This window comes from Enterobacter cloacae complex sp. P47BA, from assembly GCF_014930485.1.
GTDB lineage: Bacteria > Pseudomonadota > Gammaproteobacteria > Enterobacterales > Enterobacteriaceae > Enterobacter > Enterobacter bugandensis.
In genome coordinates, this window is sequence record NZ_JADBRF010000002.1 from 218,800 (window position 1) to 239,922 (window position 21,123).

The 21,123-nt window shown below is 53.0% G+C and carries 21 protein-coding genes and 1 other annotated feature; of the genes, 11 read left to right on the top strand and 10 right to left on the bottom strand.

Annotated elements, in window-relative coordinates; genetic code table 11:
* Positions 1-90: 90 nt before the first annotated feature.
* The gene (gene dacD / locus IM299_RS04500) at positions 91-1,257 is read right to left on the bottom strand and encodes a serine-type D-Ala-D-Ala carboxypeptidase DacD (protein ID WP_048961279.1); all 1,167 of its coding nucleotides are present in this window, start codon (positions 1,255-1,257) and stop codon (positions 91-93) included.
* Between the two features lie 198 nt (positions 1,258-1,455).
* Between dacD and sbcB the strand changes: the two genes are divergently transcribed.
* On the top strand, positions 1,456-2,892 hold the full coding sequence (gene sbcB, locus IM299_RS04505; protein ID WP_370567625.1) for an exodeoxyribonuclease I: 1,437 nt from the start codon (positions 1,456-1,458) through the stop codon (positions 2,890-2,892).
* 59 nt (positions 2,893-2,951) lie between these two features.
* Here sbcB and plaP read toward each other — a convergent pair whose 3' ends face one another.
* The 4 genes from plaP to IM299_RS04525 all read right to left on the bottom strand — a co-directional run bounded on the left by plaP (position 2,952) and on the right by IM299_RS04525 (position 6,377).
* The gene (gene plaP, locus IM299_RS04510; protein WP_028013759.1) at positions 2,952-4,310 is read right to left on the bottom strand and encodes a putrescine/proton symporter PlaP; all 1,359 of its coding nucleotides are present in this window, start codon (positions 4,308-4,310) and stop codon (positions 2,952-2,954) included.
* Positions 4,300-4,362, bottom strand: a complete 63-nt coding sequence (yoeI, locus tag IM299_RS04515; RefSeq protein WP_099458931.1) for a membrane protein YoeI — start codon at positions 4,360-4,362, stop codon at positions 4,300-4,302. The genes plaP and yoeI overlap by 11 nt, the downstream gene beginning before the upstream one ends.
* Positions 4,363-4,581: 219 nt before the next feature.
* Positions 4,582-5,511, bottom strand: coding sequence for a LysR substrate-binding domain-containing protein (locus IM299_RS04520; protein ID WP_048957557.1), 930 nt, complete (start codon positions 5,509-5,511; stop codon positions 4,582-4,584).
* 41 nt (positions 5,512-5,552) lie between these two features.
* Positions 5,553-6,377, bottom strand: coding sequence for an SDR family oxidoreductase (locus IM299_RS04525; RefSeq protein WP_048957556.1), 825 nt, complete (start codon positions 6,375-6,377; stop codon positions 5,553-5,555).
* Between the two features lie 175 nt (positions 6,378-6,552).
* On the opposite strand from IM299_RS04525, the gene hisL reads away from it, so the two are divergent.
* The 9 genes from hisL (at position 6,553) to hisIE (ending at position 13,769) form a co-directional block, all read left to right on the top strand.
* Positions 6,553-6,603: a his operon leader peptide gene (hisL, locus tag IM299_RS04530; protein WP_001364200.1), complete on the top strand. Its 51-nt coding sequence runs from the start codon at positions 6,553-6,555 to the stop codon at positions 6,601-6,603.
* Positions 6,579-6,702, top strand: a sequence feature (His leader region). Its footprint overlaps the gene before it by 25 nt.
* A 45-nt stretch (positions 6,703-6,747) precedes the next feature.
* Positions 6,748-7,647, top strand: coding sequence for an ATP phosphoribosyltransferase (hisG, locus tag IM299_RS04535; protein ID WP_000886595.1), 900 nt, complete (start codon positions 6,748-6,750; stop codon positions 7,645-7,647).
* Positions 7,648-7,652: 5 nt separating this feature from the next.
* Positions 7,653-8,957 (top strand): histidinol dehydrogenase, encoded by a 1,305-nt coding sequence (gene hisD / locus IM299_RS04540; protein ID WP_193357101.1) that lies wholly within the window; start codon positions 7,653-7,655, stop codon positions 8,955-8,957.
* A complete protein-coding gene (gene hisC, locus IM299_RS04545; protein ID WP_028013763.1) occupies positions 8,954-10,015 on the top strand; it encodes a histidinol-phosphate transaminase in 1,062 nt (353 codons plus the stop codon). Before hisD ends, hisC begins: the two co-directional genes overlap by 4 nt.
* Positions 10,012-11,079 carry a bifunctional histidinol-phosphatase/imidazoleglycerol-phosphate dehydratase HisB gene (gene hisB / locus IM299_RS04550; protein ID WP_028013764.1) on the top strand — a complete coding sequence of 356 codons (1,068 nt, stop codon included), beginning with the start codon at positions 10,012-10,014 and terminating at the stop codon, positions 11,077-11,079. Before hisC ends, hisB begins: the two co-directional genes overlap by 4 nt.
* Positions 11,079-11,669, top strand: coding sequence for an imidazole glycerol phosphate synthase subunit HisH (gene hisH, locus IM299_RS04555; protein WP_048957555.1), 591 nt, complete (start codon positions 11,079-11,081; stop codon positions 11,667-11,669). The genes hisB and hisH overlap by 1 nt, the downstream gene beginning before the upstream one ends.
* On the top strand, positions 11,669-12,406 hold the full coding sequence (gene hisA / locus IM299_RS04560) for a 1-(5-phosphoribosyl)-5-[(5-phosphoribosylamino)methylideneamino]imidazole-4-carboxamide isomerase (RefSeq protein ID WP_048957554.1): 738 nt from the start codon (positions 11,669-11,671) through the stop codon (positions 12,404-12,406). The genes hisH and hisA overlap by 1 nt, the downstream gene beginning before the upstream one ends.
* The gene (hisF, locus tag IM299_RS04565; RefSeq protein WP_045260395.1) at positions 12,388-13,164 is read left to right on the top strand and encodes an imidazole glycerol phosphate synthase subunit HisF; all 777 of its coding nucleotides are present in this window, start codon (positions 12,388-12,390) and stop codon (positions 13,162-13,164) included. The genes hisA and hisF overlap by 19 nt, the downstream gene beginning before the upstream one ends.
* Positions 13,158-13,769, top strand: coding sequence for a bifunctional phosphoribosyl-AMP cyclohydrolase/phosphoribosyl-ATP diphosphatase HisIE (gene hisIE / locus IM299_RS04570; protein ID WP_193357102.1), 612 nt, complete (start codon positions 13,158-13,160; stop codon positions 13,767-13,769). Before hisF ends, hisIE begins: the two co-directional genes overlap by 7 nt.
* A 40-nt stretch (positions 13,770-13,809) precedes the next feature.
* Here hisIE and wzzB read toward each other — a convergent pair whose 3' ends face one another.
* On the bottom strand, positions 13,810-14,790 hold the full coding sequence (gene wzzB, locus IM299_RS04575; protein ID WP_045629815.1) for an LPS O-antigen chain length determinant protein WzzB: 981 nt from the start codon (positions 14,788-14,790) through the stop codon (positions 13,810-13,812).
* 192 nt (positions 14,791-14,982) lie between these two features.
* Between wzzB and IM299_RS04580 the strand changes: the two genes are divergently transcribed.
* Positions 14,983-15,987, top strand: a complete 1,005-nt coding sequence (locus tag IM299_RS04580; RefSeq protein WP_193357103.1) for an NAD-dependent epimerase — start codon at positions 14,983-14,985, stop codon at positions 15,985-15,987.
* A gap of 51 nt (positions 15,988-16,038) precedes the next feature.
* On the opposite strand, the gene ugd is transcribed toward IM299_RS04580, so the two are convergent.
* The 4 genes from ugd to IM299_RS04600 form a co-directional block, all read right to left on the bottom strand.
* Positions 16,039-17,205 (bottom strand): UDP-glucose 6-dehydrogenase, encoded by a 1,167-nt coding sequence (gene ugd / locus IM299_RS04585; protein WP_041909161.1) that lies wholly within the window; start codon positions 17,203-17,205, stop codon positions 16,039-16,041.
* 225 nt (positions 17,206-17,430) lie between these two features.
* On the bottom strand, positions 17,431-18,837 hold the full coding sequence (gene gndA, locus IM299_RS04590; protein ID WP_028013772.1) for an NADP-dependent phosphogluconate dehydrogenase: 1,407 nt from the start codon (positions 18,835-18,837) through the stop codon (positions 17,431-17,433).
* A gap of 208 nt (positions 18,838-19,045) precedes the next feature.
* Positions 19,046-20,158, bottom strand: a complete 1,113-nt coding sequence (locus IM299_RS04595) for a glycosyltransferase family 4 protein (RefSeq protein ID WP_059354943.1) — start codon at positions 20,156-20,158, stop codon at positions 19,046-19,048.
* A gap of 74 nt (positions 20,159-20,232) precedes the next feature.
* The gene (locus IM299_RS04600) at positions 20,233-21,102 is read right to left on the bottom strand and encodes a rhamnosyltransferase (RefSeq protein ID WP_045629817.1); all 870 of its coding nucleotides are present in this window, start codon (positions 21,100-21,102) and stop codon (positions 20,233-20,235) included.
* Positions 21,103-21,123 lie beyond the last annotated feature (21 nt).

The following is a 21,123-nucleotide window of genomic DNA, read 5'->3' on the forward strand; positions in this document are numbered from 1 at the left end:
ACACTATAAAGCAGAATTTCTATTATCGGCAAACGAGGAGTGTTTATTATGTGAGCAGACTCGCAACCCTGCCAGTCTGCCCATCAGCGGTTAAAGCGTGTGGTGAAGATAATCGCTCAGGCGTGAGAATACGCCTCCCTTATCAACGGCTTCCAGAGTGACCAGAGGCCAGTGCGCCACGACTTTGTCGCGGTCATAGAGCTGGATCTCCCCGACCCGCTGATGCGCGGCAATCGGTGCTTCCAGCTCTTTTTTATCCAGCACGTATTTGGCTTTGATGTTCGGTACTTCCGCTTTCGGCAGGGCCAGCCAGAAGTCCTGGTCGGTGCCCAGTTTCACCTGTTCTTTATCGCCGTACCAGATACGCTCTGTTCCGACTTTTTTACCGTTATGCAGGATCTGCACCGTATCGAAGTTCTGTTGTCCCCAGTGCAGGAGCTTACGCGCCTGGTCCTCGCGCCCTTTCGGGCTGTCCGCGCCCATCACCACCGCAATCAAACGACGCTGACCGTCCACCGCGGAGGCAATAAGGTTAAAGCCTGCTCCTGAGGTATGCCCCGTTTTCAGGCCGTCCACGTTCATGGTTTTATCCCACAGCAGGCCGTTACGGTTTTGCTGGGTGATGCCGTTCCAGGTAAGACTCTTTTCGCTGTACATATGATAAAACTCTGGCTCACCGTGAATGATGGCCCGGGAGAGCACGGCCAGGTCATAGGCCGAGCTGTGCTGGCCCGGCGCGTCCAGACCGTGGACGGTTTCAAAGTGCGTATCACGCAGGTTCAGCTTCTGCACGTAGTCGTTCATCATCTTCACAAACTGCGGCTGCCCGCCCGCCACGTGATCGGCCAGCGCCACGCAGGCATCGTTGCCGGAATCGACAATCAGACCGCGGCTTAAGTCACGCACGGTGACGCGATCGCCCTCTTTCAGAAACATCAGCGACGAACCGTCAAAAACCGGGTTGCCCTTTGCCCACGCGTCACGCCCTACGGTGACAATGTCATCCGGGGTAATGCGGTGGCTATCAATAGCCCGGTCGACCACATAGCCCGTCATCAGTTTGGTGAGGCTCGCCGGGTTACGTTGCTGATGTTCGTTGCCCGCCGTTAAAATTTGACCAGTCGTGTAATCCATCAGCACCCATGAACCCGCCTGGATGGCCGGAGGCTGCGGCGAAAAGTCCAGTGGTTCGGCCGCAAAAGCAGATGAGACACTCGATGCGAGTAAAGAAACAGCAATAAACAGACGGCGTTTCAACGGTATATCCTCAGGTCATTAAAAATCGATGACCTTTTTACGGGACTTCTGATGTCGTTACCTGGCTTAATTGCAAAAAAATGTGACAGAACGCAGATTTTACGCGGAAGCGGTCTCGCAAATTTGCGCCGCGGCGGTGCTTTTTATTCGGTCTGACCCGCACGATCGTTTACCATAGTGACGTCATTTTTTAACAGGATGGTATTACTGGTGTCTGACTCTGCCGCTCGCCCGACTTTTTTATTCCACGACTACGAAACCTTTGGCACGCATCCGGCGCTGGACCGACCGGCGCAGTTTGCCGCCATCCGCACCGATGACGAATTCAACATCATTGGCGAGCCTGAGGTCTTTTACTGCAAGCCAGCGGATGATTACCTGCCGCAGCCCGGCGCGGTAATGGTCACCGGGATCACCCCGCAGGAAGCGCGGGAAAAAGGCGTTAACGAGGCAGAGTTCGCCCGCCGCATCCACGATCTGTTTACCGTTCCCAATACCTGCGTGGTCGGTTACAACAACATCCGTTTTGACGATGAAGTGACGCGCAACATCTTCTATCGCAACTTTTACGATCCGTACGCCTGGAGCTGGCAGAACCGCAATTCACGCTGGGATCTGCTCGACATCATGCGCGCCTGTTATGCCCTGCGCCCTGAAGGCATTAACTGGCCGGAAAATGAGGAAGGGCTGACCAGCTTCCGGCTGGAACACCTGACGCGCGCCAACGGCATCGAGCACAGCAATGCCCACGATGCGATGGCAGACGTTTATGCCACCATTGCCATGGCGAAGCTGGTGAAAACCGCACAGCCCCGGCTGTTTGAATATCTGCTGAGCCACCGAAGCAAGCAGAAGCTCATGACCCTTATCGACGTACCGCAGATGAAGCCCCTGGTGCATATCTCCGGCATGTTTGGCGCCTGGCGCGGCAATACCAGCTGGGTTGCGCCGCTGGCGTGGCACCCGGATAACCGTAATGCGGTTATCATGGCGGACCTGGCGGGCGATATTTCGCCGCTGCTGGAGCTTGACAGCGATACCCTGCGCGAACGGCTGTACACCCCGAAAAATGAACTCGGGGATCTGCCTGCGGTGCCGGTTAAGCTGGTGCACATCAATAAATGTCCGGTGCTGGCGCAGGCGAACACGCTGCGTCCGAAAGATGCCGACAGGCTGGGCATTAACCGTCAGCACTGCCTGGATAACCTGAAAGTGCTTCGCGATAACCCGCAGGTGCGCGAGAAAGTGGTCGCCATCTTCGCCGAGGCGGAGCCGTTCGTGCCGTCCGAAAACGTGGATGCCCAGCTCTACAACGGCTTCTTCAGCGATGCCGACCGTGCAGCCATGAATATTGTTCTGCAAACCGAGCCGCGTAACTTACCTGCGCTGGACATCACCTTCGCCGATAAGCGCATCGAAAAGCTGATGTTTAACTACCGGGCGCGCAATTATCCCGGCACGCTGGATGAAGCAGAACAGGCGCGCTGGCTGCAGCACCGTCGAAACGTGTTTACGCCAGAGTATCTGCAGCATTACGCGCAGGAGCTTGAGTCTTTATACAACCAGCATGAAGGCAACGCAGAAAAGCAGATCCTGTTAAAAGCCCTGTTCCAGTACGCGCAAGAGATAGTCTGAAGTGAGATATAAAAAAACCGGAGACAAGGGTCTCCGGTTTTTTTTTGATACGTTAAGACTTAAGCAACGTCTTCGTACTGAGGAACCGGGTTACGGAAGCTCTTCGTAACGCAGGCCAGGTAAACCAGGCCGATACCTGCCCAAATCAGGCCAAGCACCATCGAGCTCTCTTCCAGGTTAACCCACAGCGCGCCCACGGTCAGGGCACCGCACATCGGCAGGAACAGATACTGGAAGTGATCTTTCAGCGTCTTGTTACGCTTTTCACGGATCCAGAACTGAGAGATAACCGACAGGTTAACAAATGTGAACGCCACCAGCGCACCGAAGTTAATCAGCGCCGTTGCCATCACCAGGTCAAAGTTAATCGCCAGAAGCGCGATCGCACCGACCAGGATAATGTTCATTGCCGGGGTACGCCAGGTTGGATGCACGTAGCCGAAGAAGCTTTTCGGGAATACGCCATCGCGGCCCATTACGTACATCAGACGCGCAACGCCTGCATGCGCGGCCATACCGGACGCCAGTACGGTGATGGTGGAGAAGATCAGCGCGCCGACCTGGAACGCTTTACCCGCCACATAGAGCATGATTTCCGGCTGAGACGCATCCGGATCCTTGAAGCGCGAGATATCCGGGAAGTACAGCTGCAGGAAATAGGTCGAGAAAATAAAGATCAGACCGCCAATCAGCGCCGTCAGGAAGATAGCACGCGGGATCACGCGCTCTGCATCCTTCGTTTCCTCAGACAGGTTGCTAATCCCGTCGAAACCGGTAAAGGAGAAGCACAGAATCGTCGCCCCGGTAATCATCGGGATCACATGCGCATCACCAGACCAGAACGGTTTGCTGCTCGCCAGGGTGCCCGCGCCTTCGCCGTGGAATACGCCATAGATCACCATGCCAAGAATCACGGCAATCAGGACAACCTGAAGCACAACGATGACGGAGTTAAAGTTGGCAACGGACTTGATGCTGCGCAGGTTAAAGGCCGTCATAAAGGCTACCAGCGCCACGACGAAGATCCACGAGGGAATCGATGGCACCAGCGCTTCAAAATAGATTTTTGCCAGCAGAATGTTGATCATCGGCGCGAACAGGTAGTCGAGCAGCGAAGACCAGCCCACCATAAAGCCAACCGTCGGGCTGATAGATTTCTGGGCATAGGTGTAGGCGGAACCTGCAGACGGATAGCGACGCACCAGTTTACCGTAGCTCAGCGCGGTAAAGAGGATCGCAATCAGCGCAAAGCCGTAAGCCGTCGGCACATGACCGTCAGTGAGGCCTGATACGATACCGAATGTATCGAACAGCGTCATCGGTTGCATATAGGCAAGGCCCATCATAACAACCGGAATCAACGTAAGCGTTTTACGTAATTCCACGCGAGAGGTGTTTGGAGTTGCGTTATGCGACATAGTTATTCTCCTTTACGGTGATAACCGCCACGTAAGCGAAAAATTGCCCCATTTCTTTCTTCCTCAGCGACAACAACTGTCGGATTTTAGTAAATATCTATCCGGTACGAAGCCCGGCCTCTTGGTTTTTAGTTTCGTTTCGTACATGCAAAAAAAAATAACCGACGCCTTTTATATCGTCGATTATTCATTTGGTTGCAGCGGCGGCATTTTGCCCCACATCGGATACAAAAGGCAATACTTTGCAACGCACCGGGTCATTTTCTTTTTTCTAACTGGCTGATTTCTCGGCGCTCCCCTGAGAGTAAACTGCAGCGATAGCACTATTTGCTAAAATTTCGTCCCGCCACCAGGCGCTGGCCAGCCCGGCGGTTTGTTCATTCCAGCCGACCCACACCGATTCGTTACTGCTTTGCGCAAGCACCTGTTTTTCAACAAGCGCACCGCTATCAATAAAGCGCTGCGCCAGATAGCGCGGCAAATAGCCGCAGCCCAGGCCGCTAATTTGCAGCTCCAGCTTGGTTTTAAAGTCAAAAACGGTAATGGCCTCCTGCTCATCCAGCAGCTGCGAGGAAACCGCACATTCGGGGCGCGAGCTGTCCCCGACTACTATTGCGCGGTACCCCTTAATAACGCGACGGTTAAGAGGATCAGGCTCCTGAGCCAGCGGATGATGGGGCGCCACGGCAAATACCTGCTCCAGCACGCCCAGGCGGGCAAAGCCAAAGTCACTCAACTGGGGAGGCTCATGCAGGGCACCGACAAAAATGTCCGCCCTGCCCTGGGTTAAGGCATCCCAGGAGCCGCCCAGCACGCCGTTGATGAAAATCAGCCGGGTGACGCTGTGATGCTGATAAAACGCTTCAATGAGCGGCGTCAGTAGAGAAAACGGAAAGGTATCATCCACGCCAATCACCAGCTCATTCTCCCATCCCTGATGGAGCTTAACGGCCTGCTTTTCCAGCTCGCGAACGGTATGAAGAACGTCACGGCCTTTTTCCAGCAGCATCTGCCCGGTGCGGGTAAACCGCGCGCGGTGCCCGGTGCGATCGAGGATCTGAATATTGAGGTCGCTTTCCAGTTTTTGAACGGTATAGCTCAGGGCCGAAGGGGTTTTGTAAAGCTTTGCCGAGGCAGCCGCAAAGCTCCCCTCTTTTTCCAGTGCATCCAGAATAATAAGAACATCCAGCAGCGGTTTCATGCTCGCCCCCTTCCGGTGTGCGATTGTCTCCGCTGCGGGGCTTATTCCATGGGCATCACCAGCGGATCGGGATACTGATACTCAAACCCCAGCTCATGGCAAATGCAATTGCCATCAACAATTTTGCCTTTACTTTCGTTCTTTGCCTCACCAAAAACCGGCGGAGCCAACCCAAGCTGGCGTGCCATGAGCGGGTAAAACGTGCTGCGCGCCGGATGAGACGGTGCACATATATTATAGATGTGTCCGCCTTTTGGAGCCTGTAAGAGTAGCTCAATCGCGCCAATAACATCTTCAAGATGCACAAGATTCACGCCATGCTGACCGTCTGGTGCCGTCTTACCGGCAAAGAAGCGCCCCGGATGACGCCCCGGGCCAACCAGCCCCGCCAGACGAACGATATCGACCTGCGTGCCGGGAAGGTTATGCAGCCAGTCTTCCAGCTCTTTCAGGACCTGACCGCTCGCGGTTACGGGACGGCGCTCGGAACTCTCTTTCACCACGCCCTCAGCATCGCCATAAACCGACGTCGAGCTGGTAAAAATTATGTGCGGGACGTGATGCGCCAGCGCGCTGTCGACAATCTCCTGCATCGCCTGCAGGTAGAATGATTCGCCCGGGCCACTGCGCCGTGCGGGTAGCGTAATCACCAGCGCATCTACGTTCATCAGCGTGTCCAGATCGTCCGCATCACACACCAGCTCCGGCTCCAGACGCAGTTCAACGCCATCAATACCGCACATGCGCGCCGCTTCGACCCCATCCCGGGTGGTCTTGCTCCCGGTCACCTGCCAGCCTTTCGCGGCTAATGACATCGCCAGCGGCATTCCCAGCCATCCTAAACCGACAATCGCGACCTTTTTCATGCGAATTCTCCTGACTCTCACTCGTCTTTCATAAGGCTACGCCAGCCCGGCAGAACACACAATTCATAGCATCAATATGAAATGAATTAATGATCAAAAAAAGCCCTTGCAATATGTCGTACAACTGGTTTAGGTTAAAAGACATCAAATGAATAAGCATTCATCGAGAATTTATATGACACGCGTTCAATTTAAACACCACCATCATCACCATCATCCTGACTAGTCTTTCAGGCGATGTGTGCTGGAAGACGTTTGGATCTTCCAGTGGTGCATGAACGCATGAAAAAGCCCCCGGAAGATCTTCTTCCGGGGGCTTTTTTTTGGACCAAATTCAGACAGGTTAAAACAGGTTAACGAGGAATAAAGAATGTTAGATAACTCACGTTTACGCATAGCTATTCAAAAATCAGGCCGTTTGAGTGACGATTCACGCGAACTGTTGGCCCGCTGCGGGATTAAAATCAACCTGCACACCCAGCGCCTGATTGCTCTGGCTGAAAACATGCCCATCGACATTCTGCGCGTGCGTGATGACGATATTCCCGGCCTTGTGATGGACGGCGTCGTTGACCTCGGCATCATCGGTGAAAACGTGCTGGAAGAAGAGCTGCTGACCCGCCGCGCGCAGGGTGAAGACCCGCGTTACTTCACCCTGCGTCGTCTGGACTTCGGCGGCTGCCGCCTGTCGCTGGCCACGCCGGTTGATGAAGCGTGGGACGGCCCGGCCGCGCTGAACGGCAAACGTATCGCCACCTCTTACCCTCACCTGTTGAAGCGTTATCTTGACCAGAAAGGCGTGCAGTTTAAATCCTGCCTGCTGAACGGCTCCGTTGAAGTGGCACCGCGTGCGGGTCTGGCGGACGCCATCTGTGACCTCGTCTCGACCGGCGCGACGCTGGAAGCGAACGGTCTGCGCGAAGTGGAAGTCATCTACCGCTCTAAAGCGTGCCTGATTCAGCGCGACGGCGAGATGGCCGACGCCAAACAGCAGCTGATCGACAAGCTGCTGACCCGTATTCAGGGCGTGATTCAGGCGCGTGAGTCCAAATACATCATGATGCACGCCCCAACCGAGCGTCTGGATGAAGTGATTGCCCTGCTGCCGGGCGCTGAGCGCCCAACCATCCTGCCGCTGGCGGGCGATCAGCAGCGCGTGGCGATGCACATGGTGAGCAGCGAAACCCTGTTCTGGGAAACCATGGAAAAACTGAAGGCGCTGGGCGCAAGCTCCATCCTGGTGCTGCCAATTGAGAAGATGATGGAGTAATGGCCATGAGCTTTAACACAATCATCGACTGGAATACCTGTAGCGACGCACAGCAGCGTGAGCTGCTGATGCGCCCGGCGATTTCCGCCTCTGAAAGCATCTCCCGCACCGTGGCGGAGATCCTGGATAACGTCAAAGCCCGTGGCGATGACGCGCTGCGTGAATACAGTGCAAAGTTTGATAAGACGGAAGTTGGCGCATTGCAGGTTACGGAGCAGGAAATCATTGATGCCAGTAATCGTCTCGGTGACGATATCAAGCAGGCGATGGCCGTCGCGGTGAAAAATATCGATACCTTCCACACCGCGCAAAAGTTGCAGACCGTGGATGTGGAAACCCTGCCCGGCGTGCGTTGCCAGCAGGTGACGCGCCCGGTGGCGTCAGTGGGACTTTATATCCCTGGTGGTTCAGCGCCGCTGTTTTCGACCGTATTAATGCTCGCCACGCCGGCGCGTATCGCCGGATGCCAGAAAGTAGTGCTGTGTTCTCCGCCTCCGATCGCCGATGAGATCCTCTACGCGGCAAAACTCTGCGGCGTGCAGGCGGTGTATAAAGTGGGCGGCGCGCAGGCGATTTCCGCCCTGGCGTTCGGCACAGACTCCATTCCTAAAGTCGACAAAATCTTTGGCCCGGGCAATGCGTATGTGACCGAAGCCAAGCGCCAGGTCAGCCAGCGTCTCGACGGTGCGGCCATCGATATGCCTGCCGGTCCGTCTGAAGTGCTGGTCATTGCCGACAGCGGCGCAACGCCGGACTTCGTGGCCTCCGACCTGCTTTCACAGGCAGAACACGGCCCGGACTCGCAGGTCATCCTGCTGACGCCGGATGCCGATATGGCGAAACGCGTGGGCGAAGCCGTTGAACGCCAGCTTGCCGACCTGCCCCGCGCCGACACGGCACGTCAGGCGTTAGCGGCCAGCCGCCTGATTGTGGCGCGCGATCTCGAGCAGTGCATTGCCATCTCCAACCAGTACGGCCCGGAGCACCTGATCATTCAGACCCGCAACGCGCGCGATCTGGTCGACAGCATCACCAGCGCGGGCTCGGTGTTCCTCGGCGACTGGTCACCGGAGTCCGCGGGGGATTACGCCTCCGGCACCAACCACGTTCTGCCGACGTATGGCTATACCTCTACCTGTTCCAGCCTCGGCCTGGCGGATTTCCAGAAACGCATGACCGTGCAGGAGCTGTCCCGCGAGGGGTTTGCTTCACTGGCTTCTACTATTGAAACCCTGGCCGCCGCCGAGCGTCTGACCGCCCACAAAAACGCCGTGACGCTGCGCGTTGCCGCCCTGAAGGAGCAAGCATGAACATTGAAGAATTAGCCCGCGAAAATGTCCGCCGCCTGACGCCTTACCAGTCTGCGCGGCGTCTGGGCGGAAACGGGGACGTCTGGCTGAACGCCAACGAATTCCCGACTGCGGTGCAGTTTGAGCTGTCGCAGCAAACGCTGAACCGCTATCCGGAGTGTCAGCCAAAAGCGGTGATTGAAAACTACGCGCAGTACGCGGGCGTGAAGCCTGAGCAAGTGCTGGTCAGCCGCGGGGCGGATGAAGGAATCGAGCTGCTGATCCGCGCGTTCTGCGAGCCGGGCAAAGACGCGGTGATGTACTGCCAGCCCACGTACGGCATGTACAGCGTCAGCGCCGAAACCTTCGGCGTGGCGTGCCGCAACGTCCAGGCGCTGGAGAACTGGCAGCTCGATTTACAGGGCATTGCCGACAATCTCGACGGCGTGAAGGTCGTCTTCGTCTGCAGCCCAAATAACCCAACCGGACAGATTATTAACCCGCAGGATATCCGCACCCTGCTGGAGATGACCCGTGGTAAAGCGCTGGTGGTGGCCGACGAAGCCTACATCGAGTTCTGCCCGCAGGCGACGCTGACGGGCTGGCTGGAAGAGTATCCGCATCTCGTTGTGCTGCGCACGTTGTCAAAAGCCTTCGCCCTCGCGGGCCTGCGCTGCGGGTTTACGCTGGCGAATAAAGAGGTCATCGACCTGCTGCTGAAAGTGATCGCCCCGTACCCGCTCTCAACGCCGGTTGCCGATATTGCGGCACAGGCGCTGACGCCTCAGGGTATCAACGCGATGCGCGAACGCGTGGCGCAGATCCTGGAGGAACGTCAGTACCTTGTCACCGCGCTGAAAGACATCCCTTGCGTCGAGCAGGTGTTCGACTCGGAAACCAACTACATCCTGGCGCGCTTCACCGCCTCCAGTGCCGTATTTAAATCTTTATGGGATCAGGGCATTATCTTACGAGACCAGAATAAACAACCTTCCCTGAGTGGCTGTTTACGTATCACCGTAGGCACCCGCGCAGAGAGCCAGCGCGTCATTGACGCCCTGAAAGCGGAGAAAGTATGACCCAGAAGATCCTTTTCATCGATCGTGATGGCACCCTTATTTCGGAGCCACCAGCCGATTTCCAGGTCGATCGTTTCGACAAGCTGGCTTTTGAACCGGACGTCATCCCGGTGCTGCTTAAGCTTCAGAAAGCGGGCTATAAGCTGGTAATGATTACCAACCAGGACGGTCTGGGTACGGACAGTTTCCCGCAGGCGGACTTCGACGGCCCGCATAACCTGATGATGCAGGTGCTGACCTCTCAGGGCGTGGTATTTGATGAAGTGCTGATTTGCCCGCATATGCCAGCCGACGAGTGCGACTGCCGTAAGCCAAAGGTGAAGCTGGTTGAGCGCTATCTGGCCGAAGATATGCTGGATAAAACCAACAGCTACGTCATCGGCGATCGCATCACCGATATTACGCTGGCGGAAAACATGGGCATCGCGGGGCTGCGCTACGATCGTAACGACCTTAACTGGGCAAAGATTGGCGAGCAACTGACAAAACGCGACCGCTATTCTCACGTTGAGCGTAACACCAAAGAGACGCAGATTGATGTAAAGGTATGGCTGGACCGTGAAGGCGGCAGCAAGATCCACACCGGCGTCGGTTTCTTTGACCACATGCTGGACCAGATTGCCACCCACGGCGGTTTCCGCATGGAGATCGCGGTAAAAGGCGACCTTTATATTGACGATCACCACACCGTGGAAGATACCGGCCTGGCGCTGGGTGAAGCCCTGAAGCTGGCGCTCGGCGACAAGCGCGGCATCAACCGTTTCGGCTTCGTCCTGCCGATGGACGAGTGCCTGGCGCGCTGCGCCATGGACATCTCGGGTCGTCCGCACCTGGAATACAAAGCTGATTTCACCTACCAGCGCGTCGGCGATCTCAGCACCGAAATGGTGGAGCACTTCTTCCGTTCCCTGTCCTACACCATGGGACTGACGCTGCACCTGAAAACCAAAGGCAAAAACGATCACCACCGCGTGGAGAGCCTGTTTAAAGCCTTTGGCCGTACGCTTCGCCAGGCGATCCGCGTGGAAGGCGATGCCCTGCCCTCGTCGAAAGGAGTGCTGTGATGAACGTGGTGATTCTGGATACCGGATGCGCCAACCTCAACTCCGTGAAATCGGCCATCGCGCGCCACGGCTATGAGCCGGTGGTGAGCCGCGATCCGGACATTGTATTGCGCGCTGACAAGCTTTTCCTGCCGGGCGTTGGCACCGCACAGGCGGCGATGGACCAGATTCGCGAACGCGATTTGGTCGATTTGATCAAAGCCTGTACCCAGCCGGTGCTGGGGATTTGCCTGGGCATGCAGCTTTTTGGCCGCCGCAGCGAAGAGAGCAACGGCGTTGACCTGCTGGGCATTATCGACGAAGACGTACCGAAAATGACCGACCACGGCCTGCCTCTGCCTCATATGGGCTGGAACCGAGTTTACGCCAAAGCGGGTGACCGGCTGTTTCGCGGCATCGAAGACGGCGCGTACTTTTACTTCGTGCACAGTTACGCTATGCCGGTGAACGTCAATACCATCGCCCAGTGCACTTACGGCGAGGCGTTTACCGCGGCGGTTCAGAAAGAAAATTTCTTCGGCGTACAGTTCCACCCGGAACGCTCAGGCGCCGCGGGCGCGCAGCTGCTGAAAAACTTCCTGGAGATGTGATGATTATTCCCGCTTTAGATTTAATTGACGGCACGGTTGTCCGTCTCCACCAGGGCGATTACGGCCAGCAGCGCGACTACGGAAAGGACCCGCTACCGCGCCTGCAGGATTATGCCGCCCAGGGTGCACAGGTGCTGCATCTGGTGGATTTAACGGGCGCGAAAGATCCGGCGAAGCGCCAGATCCCGCTGCTGAAAAAACTGGTTGCTGGTGTGGACGTGTCCGTGCAGGTTGGCGGCGGCGTACGCACCGAAGACGATGTGGCGGCTCTGCTGGATGCGGGTGTGGCGCGCGTGGTGGTCGGTTCAACCGCCGTGAAAGAGCCTGAGACGGTGAAGGGCTGGTTCCGCCGCTTTGGCGCCGACGCCCTGGTACTGGCGCTGGACGTGCGCATTGACGAGCAGGGTAATAAGCAGGTGGCGGTCAGCGGCTGGCAGGAAAATTCCGGCGTGACGCTGGAAGCGCTGGTCGAGACGTATCTCCCTGTGGGCCTGAAGCACGTGCTGTGCACGGACATCTCGCGCGACGGCACGCTGGCGGGTTCCAACGTTTCTTTATATGAAGAAGTTTGCGCCCGTTATCCGCAGGTGGCATTCCAGTCATCTGGCGGCATCGGTGACTTAGCCGATATCGCCGCGCTGCGCGGAACGGGGGTACAGGGCGTGATTGTGGGCCGGGCCCTGCTGGAAGGTAAATTTACGGTGACGGAGGCGATTCAATGCTGGCAAAACGGATAATTCCTTGTCTTGACGTGCGCGATGGTCAGGTTGTGAAAGGCGTGCAGTTCCGCAACCACGAGATCATTGGCGATATCGTCCCGCTGGCAAAACGCTATGCCGACGAAGGCGCTGACGAACTGGTCTTCTATGATATCACCGCCTCCAGCGATGGCCGCGTGGTCGATAAAAGCTGGGTCGCCCGCGTGGCGGAAGTGATTGATATTCCGTTCTGCGTGGCGGGCGGGATTAAGTCTGCTGATGACGCCGCCAAAATTCTCTCTTTTGGCGCCGACAAGATTTCCATCAACTCCCCTGCTCTGGCCGAGCCGGAACTGATTACCCGCCTGGCCGATCGCTTTGGCGTGCAGTGCATAGTGGTAGGGATTGATACCTGGTTCGACGCCGCGACCGGCAAATATCACGTAAACCAATATACTGGCGATGAAAGCCGGACGCGCGTGACGCAGTGGGAAACGCTCGACTGGGTGCAGGAAGTGCAGAAGCGCGGCGCAGGTGAGATCGTGCTGAACATGATGAACCAGGACGGCGTGCGTAACGGTTACGATCTCGAGCAGCTGAAGAAAGTTCGCGCGGTGTGCCACGTTCCGCTGATTGCCTCCGGCGGCGCGGGCACCATGGAACACTTCCTGGAAGCCTTCCGCGATGCGAACGTGGACGGCGCGCTGGCCGCGTCCGTGTTCCACAAACAGATTATCAATATTGGCGAGTTAAAAACGTACCTGGCCGACCAGGGCGTGGAGATCAGGGTATGTTAACAGAGCAACAACAGGCGCAACTGGACTGGGAAAAAACTGACGGATTATTGCCGGTGGTTGTACAGCATGCCGTCTCAGGCGAAGTTCTGATGCTGGGGTATATGAACCAGGACGCGCTGGCAAAAACGACCGACAGCGGCAAAGTGACGTTTTTCTCGCGCACCAAGCAGCGCCTGTGGACCAAAGGGGAAACCTCGGGGCACTTCCTGAACGTGGTCAGCATGACGCCAGACTGCGATAACGACACCCTGCTGGTGCTGGTGAACCCAATCGGCCCAACCTGCCATAAAGGCACCAGCAGCTGCTTCGGCGAGGCGAGTCACCAGTGGCTGTTCCTGTATCAGCTTGAGCAACTCCTGGCGGAGCGTAAATCTGCGGATCCTGAGAGCTCCTATACCGCGAAGCTGTATGCCAGCGGGACTAAGCGTATTGCGCAGAAGGTGGGTGAAGAAGGCGTTGAGACGGCGCTGGCCGCGACCGTACACGACCGGGAAGAGTTGACGAATGAAGCGTCGGATTTGATGTATCACCTGCTGGTGCTGCTGCAGGATCAGGAACTGGATTTGACGGCGGTGATTGAGAATCTACGAAAGCGTCATAAATAAAAAAACCGGGGATTTTCCCCGGTTTTTTTTAATCTGCAAATCAGGCTTTTGGCTTATAGTTGCGTAATGCGTTACGCCCTAATACCACACCGGAACCAATCATTCCGCCCAGCAGCACGGCAAGAATCAGCACAATGGCTTTTTTCGGGCTATCGCGACGAACGGGCAGATCCGGCTTCATGACGTAACGGTAGACGTGTATTGTGTCCGGCTTAACGTTCAGGTTTTGGATGTCCAGCAGGTTTTGCCTGGTCTGATAGTATGCAGCAGAAAAGACCAGGGGACGAGAGGCTTCGTTTTCAATCATCGATTTCAGCCCTACGCTTCCCAGGAGGAACATAGTTTCCTGGGTCACATCCTGAGTTTGTTGAATCTGTGGCGAGGAGATTTTCGCCGCCTCAGCGTTTTTCAGCGCTTCGGTAATTTGTTTAATACGCAGGTCTTTCTGCTCCTGAGCGACCTTCTCCTGGTTTACCAGAGAATCGTTCAGGGTTTTAATCTGCTCTTTGATGCTGTTTTGCAGGTCAACCGTGAGCTCTTTGGAAGTTTGCTCATCAACCTGCTGGATATATTGCGCAAGCTGCTTCTGCGCCGCTTCTGCGGAAGTACTGGTATAGGAAACACTCAACGGGAGCGATTCCCCTTTAACAGCAGGCTCGATTGTCAGTTTTTCAGGTTCGTCCTGATTTTCCAGTGCCTGTGCCAATGCAGAGAAGGAAGAATTGAAACGACCAATAGCGCGTGTTTGAACATCAAGCATTGAGGGTGCAGCACTACCGTAGAGGATATTCAACGCATTAGAATATGTTGCAATTTGAGCGACATCAGGTTGCGCAATAATTGCGCTTGAGGTCCACTTTTCTTTCGCGAAAGTAAGATAACCGACAGCAAGTGCAATAAAAACAACAACAAACGTTGCTATCATCCACTTCCCACGCCACAGCTGCAGCACTAAATCAAGTAAATCAATTTGCTCAGGGTCATTGCTTCGGATGACCTGGCTATTGTTGTTGTGCGTCATACATTCCCTAACAGATGAAAAAGGGCAAACATAATTGTGTTTTCATAGTTTATCTATTGCTGGGGATTTTTCTATAAGAATCCGATGAGTTATATCGGAAAGATGCGTTATGTAACTCGCCCCCTTCGCGCTATCATAGTCACCATGTGATGCGTTATCGCATCTGTAAGCGTTGGGTATTTGAGGAAAGATATGAAATTTCTGGTAACGGGTGCAGCGGGTTTTATCGGTTCGAATGTCAGCAAACGCCTCATTGAGGGCGGTCATGAGGTTGTCGGTATTGATAACCTGAACGACTATTACGATGTTAATTTAAAGCTGGCACGTCTGGAACGGCTACAATCTGAGCGATTCACCTTCCACAAGATGGAATTAGCTGACCGGGAAGGTATGGCTGCGCTTTTCGCTGGCGAGAAGTTCGATCGCGTTATTCACCTGGCCGCACAGGCAGGCGTACGCTACTCCCTGGAAAACCCGCATGCGTACGCCGATGCCAACCTTATTGGCCACCTCAACGTGCTGGAAGGCTGCCGCCATAACCACGTTCAGCATTTGCTGTATGCCTCATCCAGCTCCGTATATGGCCTCAACCGTAAGATGCCCTTCTCCACTGACGATACCGTAGATCACCCGGTTTCACTCTATGCCGCGACCAAAAAAGCCAATGAGCTGATGTCGCACACCTATTCGCATCTCTACAACCTGCCGACCACCGGACTGCGCTTCTTTACCGTATACGGTCCGTGGGGACGCCCGGACATGGCGCTGTTTAAGTTTACTAAGGCGATGATTGAAGGCAAAAGCATCGATGTCTATAACTACGGCAAGATGAAACGCGATTTCACCTACATCGATGATATCGCTGAAGCAATTATCCGCCTGCAGGATGTTATTCCCCATCCTGACGCAAACTGGACCGTCGAGACTGGCTCACCGGCAACCAGTTCAGCACCTTACCGCGTTTACAACATCGGTAACAGTTCGCCAGTAGAACTGATGGACTACATCACCGCGCTGGAAGAGGCGCTGGGTAAGAAAGCCGAGAAAAATATGTTGCCACTCCAGCCGGGCGACGTCCTGGAAACCAGCGCCGACACGAAAGCGCTCTATGACGTGATCGGTTTCAAACCGCAAACCTCGGTTAAAGACGGCGTGAAGAACTTCGTTGACTGGTACCGCGAGTTTTACAAGGTCTGAAAATAAAAAACCCGGCAAATCAGCCGGGTTTTTTATTTTAACGTAAGAGAATTAGTCGCTACCGAACAGATCGCGGGTATAGACTTTGTCAGCGACGTCAGCCAGCTCTTCGGCCATGCGGTTCGAGATGATGACATCCGCTTCCTTCTTAAAAGCATCCAGATCGCGGATCACGCGGGAATTGAAGAACTGATCTTCCTGCATGGCCGGTTCATAAATAATAACCTCAACGCCTTTCGCCTTGATGCGCTTCATGATCCCCTGAATGGAAGAGGCGCGGAAGTTATCGGAACCGCTCTTCATGATCAGACGGTACACGCCGACCACTTTCGGCTGGCGCGCAAGAATAGAATCGGAGATGAAATCTTTACGCGTACGGTTAGCGTCAACAATCGCCGATATCAGGTTATTCGGCACAGCCTGGTAGTTTGCCAGCAGCTGCTTGGTATCTTTTGGCAGGCAATAGCCACCGTAGCCAAATGACGGGTTGTTGTAGTGGTTACCAATACGCGGGTCGAGGCAAACCCCTTCAATAATCTGGCGGGTATTCAATCCAAGACTTTCTGCGTAGCTGTCGAGCTCATTGAAGTACGCGACTCGCATTGCCAGATAGGTATTCGCGAAAAGCTTAATCGCCTCTGCTTCGGTGGAGTCTGTGAACAGCACCGGAATATCTTTCTTCACCGCGCCTTCCTGAAGCAGCGCAGCGAAACGTTCAGCGCGCTCAGAGCGTTCACCAATAACGATGCGGGAAGGATGCAGGTTATCATAAAGCGCTCTCCCCTCACGCAGGAACTCAGGCGAGAAGAAAATATTATCGATACCAAACTTTTCTTTGATGGATTTGGTAAAGCCGACAGGAATGGTTGATTTAATAACCATCACCGCATCAGGATTGACCGCAATAACATCTTTGATAACCGCTTCTACGGTTGAGGTGTTGAAGTAATTGGTTTTTGGATCGTAGTCAGTAGGCGTCGCAATGATGACGTAATCCGCATCGCGGTATGCATCTTCTTTATCTGTCGTGGCGCGGAAATTCAGCGGTTTGTTGCTGAGATAGTCCTGGATTTCTTTGTCGACAATCGGCGATTTCTTCTGATTGAGCATATCCACTTTGGCCTGCACGATATCCAGCGCAACCACTTCATGGTTCTGAGCAATCAGAATGCCGTTAGAAAGACCGACATACCCTGTTCCGGAAATTGTTATTTTCATTCGCTAATGACTTCTTTTAGTTAACTGTACTGATGGCCGGCAGACCATCGCGATAAACATAACTGATGGGCTTTGTACCTCCTGGCAAACAGCACTGTCAAGGCAAACCAGGAGTAATCACAACGAGGGGGATGAGATTCAGACTACTTCGAATAATGCGCGGCATTTTTTGCATAAAAAAACCCGGAGACAGGCTCCGGGTTTGATGAAAGCGAGTAAGTTAACTTATTCCATCCATTCGGTGTGGAACACGCCTTCTTTATCCGTGCGCTTGTAAGTATGCGCGCCGAAATAGTCACGCTGTGCCTGAATCAGGTTGGCAGGCAGAACGGCAGCGCGGTAGCTATCGTAATACGCCACCGCAGCCGAGAAGGTTGGAACCGGGATACCGTTCTGTACAGCGTAGGCAACCACGTCACGCAGCGCCTGCTGGTACTCGTCTGCAATCTTCTTAAAGTACGGTGCCAGCAGAAGGTTAGCGATACCTGCGTTTTCAGCATAGGCATCGGTGATTTTCTGCAGGAACTGCGCACGAATGATGCAACCCGCGCGGAAGATCTTCGCGATCTCGCCGTAGTTCAGGTCCCAGTTGTTCTCGTCTGACGCCGCACGCAGCTGTGAGAAGCCCTGCGCGTAGGAGACGATTTTACCCAGGTACAGGGCGCGACGAACTTTCTCGACGAACTCAGCTTTGTCACCGGCTGGTTTAGCCTGTGGGCCTGACAGCACTTTAGAAGCCGCAACGCGCTGCTCTTTCAGAGAAGAGATATAACGCGCAAAGACGGATTCGGTGATCAGAGACAGCGGCTCGCCCAGATCCAGAGAGCTCTGGCTGGTCCATTTACCGGTACCTTTGTTCGCTGCTTCATCCAGGATCACATCAACCAGGTATTTTCCTTCTTCATCTTTCTTCGTGAAGATATCTTTGGTGATGTCGATCAGGTAGCTGTTCAGCTCGCCTTTATTCCACTCGGTAAAGGTTTCAGCCAGCTCTTCGTTAGAGAGATTCAGGCCGCCTTTCAGCAGGGAGTATGCTTCTGCAATCAGCTGCATATCGCCGTATTCGATGCCGTTGTGCACCATTTTGACATAGTGACCCGCACCGTCCGGACCGATATAGGTCACACAAGGCTCGCCATCTTCAGCAACGGCTGCAATCTTAGTCAGAATTGGCGCAACCAGCTCGTACGCTTCTTTCTGGCCGCCAGGCATAATAGATGGACCTTTCAGCGCGCCCTCTTCACCACCGGAAACACCGGTACCGATGAAGTTGAAGCCTTCAGCGGACAATTCACGGTTACGACGAATGGTGTCCTGGAAGAAGGTGTTACCGCCATCAATGATGATGTCGCCTTTTTCGAGGTAAGGCTTCAGGGAGTCGATAGCTGCATCGGTACCTGCGCCCGCTTTCACCATTAGCAGGATTCGACGAGGCGTTTCCAGAGACTCAACAAATTCTTTTACCGTATAGAAAGGAACGAGTTTCTTGCCTGGGTTTTCGGCAATCACTTCTTCAGTCTTATCACGGGAGCGGTTGAAAACGGAGACGGTATAACCACGGCTTTCGATGTTGAGCGCCAGGTTGCGCCCCATCACTGCCATACCGACAACGCCGATCTGTTGCTTGGACATTACATACTCCTGTCAGGTGTGGTCACTGTCGGGTAACCCCGACAGATATAATTTGCAAGAATCTTAACTCATAAATCAGGGACAGAGGTAGGCATTTGTGGCCTTGATCACGCCAGACGACACAAAACGGGATATATTAAATCCCTACAAAGCATGTAAGTATATTTTATTTATAAATGAACAAAATCGCAGCAGATAACAAATTCTATTATTTATTATGTTTTTTATTGATTGCTTTTTGATAAAGTTCAACCGTTTTATTATACATTGCATTGAATGAGAAGTTTTCAAGGAAAAATTCATTTCCTGACTTGCCTAATTCAACACGTAAAGCACTATCACTAATTAAGTCAGCGAGTCTGTTTTTAATGGCATCAATATCTGCACGAGGAACGAGATATCCCGTTTTGCCATCAATGACAGATTCAGAAACGCCACCAACGTCTGATGCTAAAACAGGCAAGCCTGCACGCATAGCCTCGAGAATACTGATAGGGAAACCTTCCCAGTTAGAAATTAACAGGAAAATATCACTGTCTGCCAGCAAGGCATCAACGTCTAAACGTTCGCCTGTAAACAGTACATTCTCGCTAATTCCAAGATCCTGTGAAAGCTGTTTCATCTCATCTAACCTGGGGCCTTTTCCTACCAGCGTCAACGCCCAGTTTCTTGTTTCTAATCGACTCAACGCTTTCAATAAGCTTTCATGATCTTTTTGTTCTGAAAAACGAGCTACCGAAATTAACTTCACTACGTCATGAGTATGGTAAACATGAGGAGCAGCACTTTTTAACGGTACGCCATTATGGATCACCGTTTGCTGACTGGCAGACGCAACGTTATGTTCTATTGCAAGTTGTTTATCTTGCGCAGAGACTGTGATTATTTCATCGGTAATTTTACTGAATAATCGTTCAATAACAATGTACAAGCGACGTTTCTTATCATGAACACCATTTGCGAATGACCAACCGTGTACGGTGAAAACAACAGGAATTTTCAGGAAAAGAGCTGCCAATCTTCCTACAATTCCAGCTTTAGAAGAATGAAGTGCAATAACATCCGGAGAAAATTCTTTTATAATTTTGCGTATAATTAAAGCGCATTTAATATCTTTATAAGGCGATATTTCCCTTACCAGCTCAGGGATAATATGAACTTTCACATTTAATACGCGAACTTCATCAACCAGAGCGCCTTGCTCTCCAACGATTAACTCAACTTGATGACCATCCTTTACTAAACCAGATGTCATATCACGCAAATGAGTCTGAGCCCCACCGATTTCATTCGCGCGTGTAATTATATAAAGAATTTTCATAGTTTTTGAAACAGTCCGATAAGTATATCGTTACTAACGCTCATTAACTTGCAACGAGACAGCTACACCTGGTATTAATGTCTTTTGAATGGTCCAAATCTTCCAGAAAGACCATCAGAAATACCGTAAAAGATCATCATCAACGTTTTCTTTTTTTCTTTATTAAGAATTAAAGATATTGCAGCACGAGCAAAATTAAGGAAAACCTCACGAACTTTATAACCCACTGGAATATATGACTTTCTGATCATAAAGAAGCTATTTCTGACCAAAAAGTAACGTCGCATCGGGCTATGAACAGATATTTTACGTCCTAACAGATTCAGCCTTGAATCACCAATCGTGTGAGCCATTGACGCCTGATTAGTCATTGCAACGCGATACCCTAATTTTTTAGCACGCAGGGCCCACTCCACATCAATATAATCCACGAACAATGCTTCTTCCATTTTACCAACTTTCTCGTAAACTTCAGAAGAAAAGAAAGAGCCAGATGCAATAACGTAGGTGACATCTGTTATTTCCTCTATTGGCGTTCGTTTGATAAATGGACCGATGTAGTTTGTGCCCCAATAAAATTCGTTTGTGTGCGGATCATAAAAAGAAGGCCCCAGGATACCAACGTTATTCTGGGTGTACATCTTACTCATGGCGCTGATGAAATTAGCACCTAATACACTGTCTTGATCAAGAAGTAATAAATATTCGGCACCGCGAGATATAGCATTTTCGATACCAATGTTTTGCGCGCAAGAGAGCCCTCGATTAGTATCTAATTTAATCAGATCATATTTAAACTGCTGGCAAAGATCTTCAATGTCAGCTACATTCTTTGAACCATTATCAACTACTACACAGTGATCTAATTGCTGTTGAAGAGATTCAAGTTGCGCCTTAAAACAATCAAGGTCTGGATTATATGTAACAGTGACCGAGCTAATCAATTAAAACTCCTTAAATAAAAT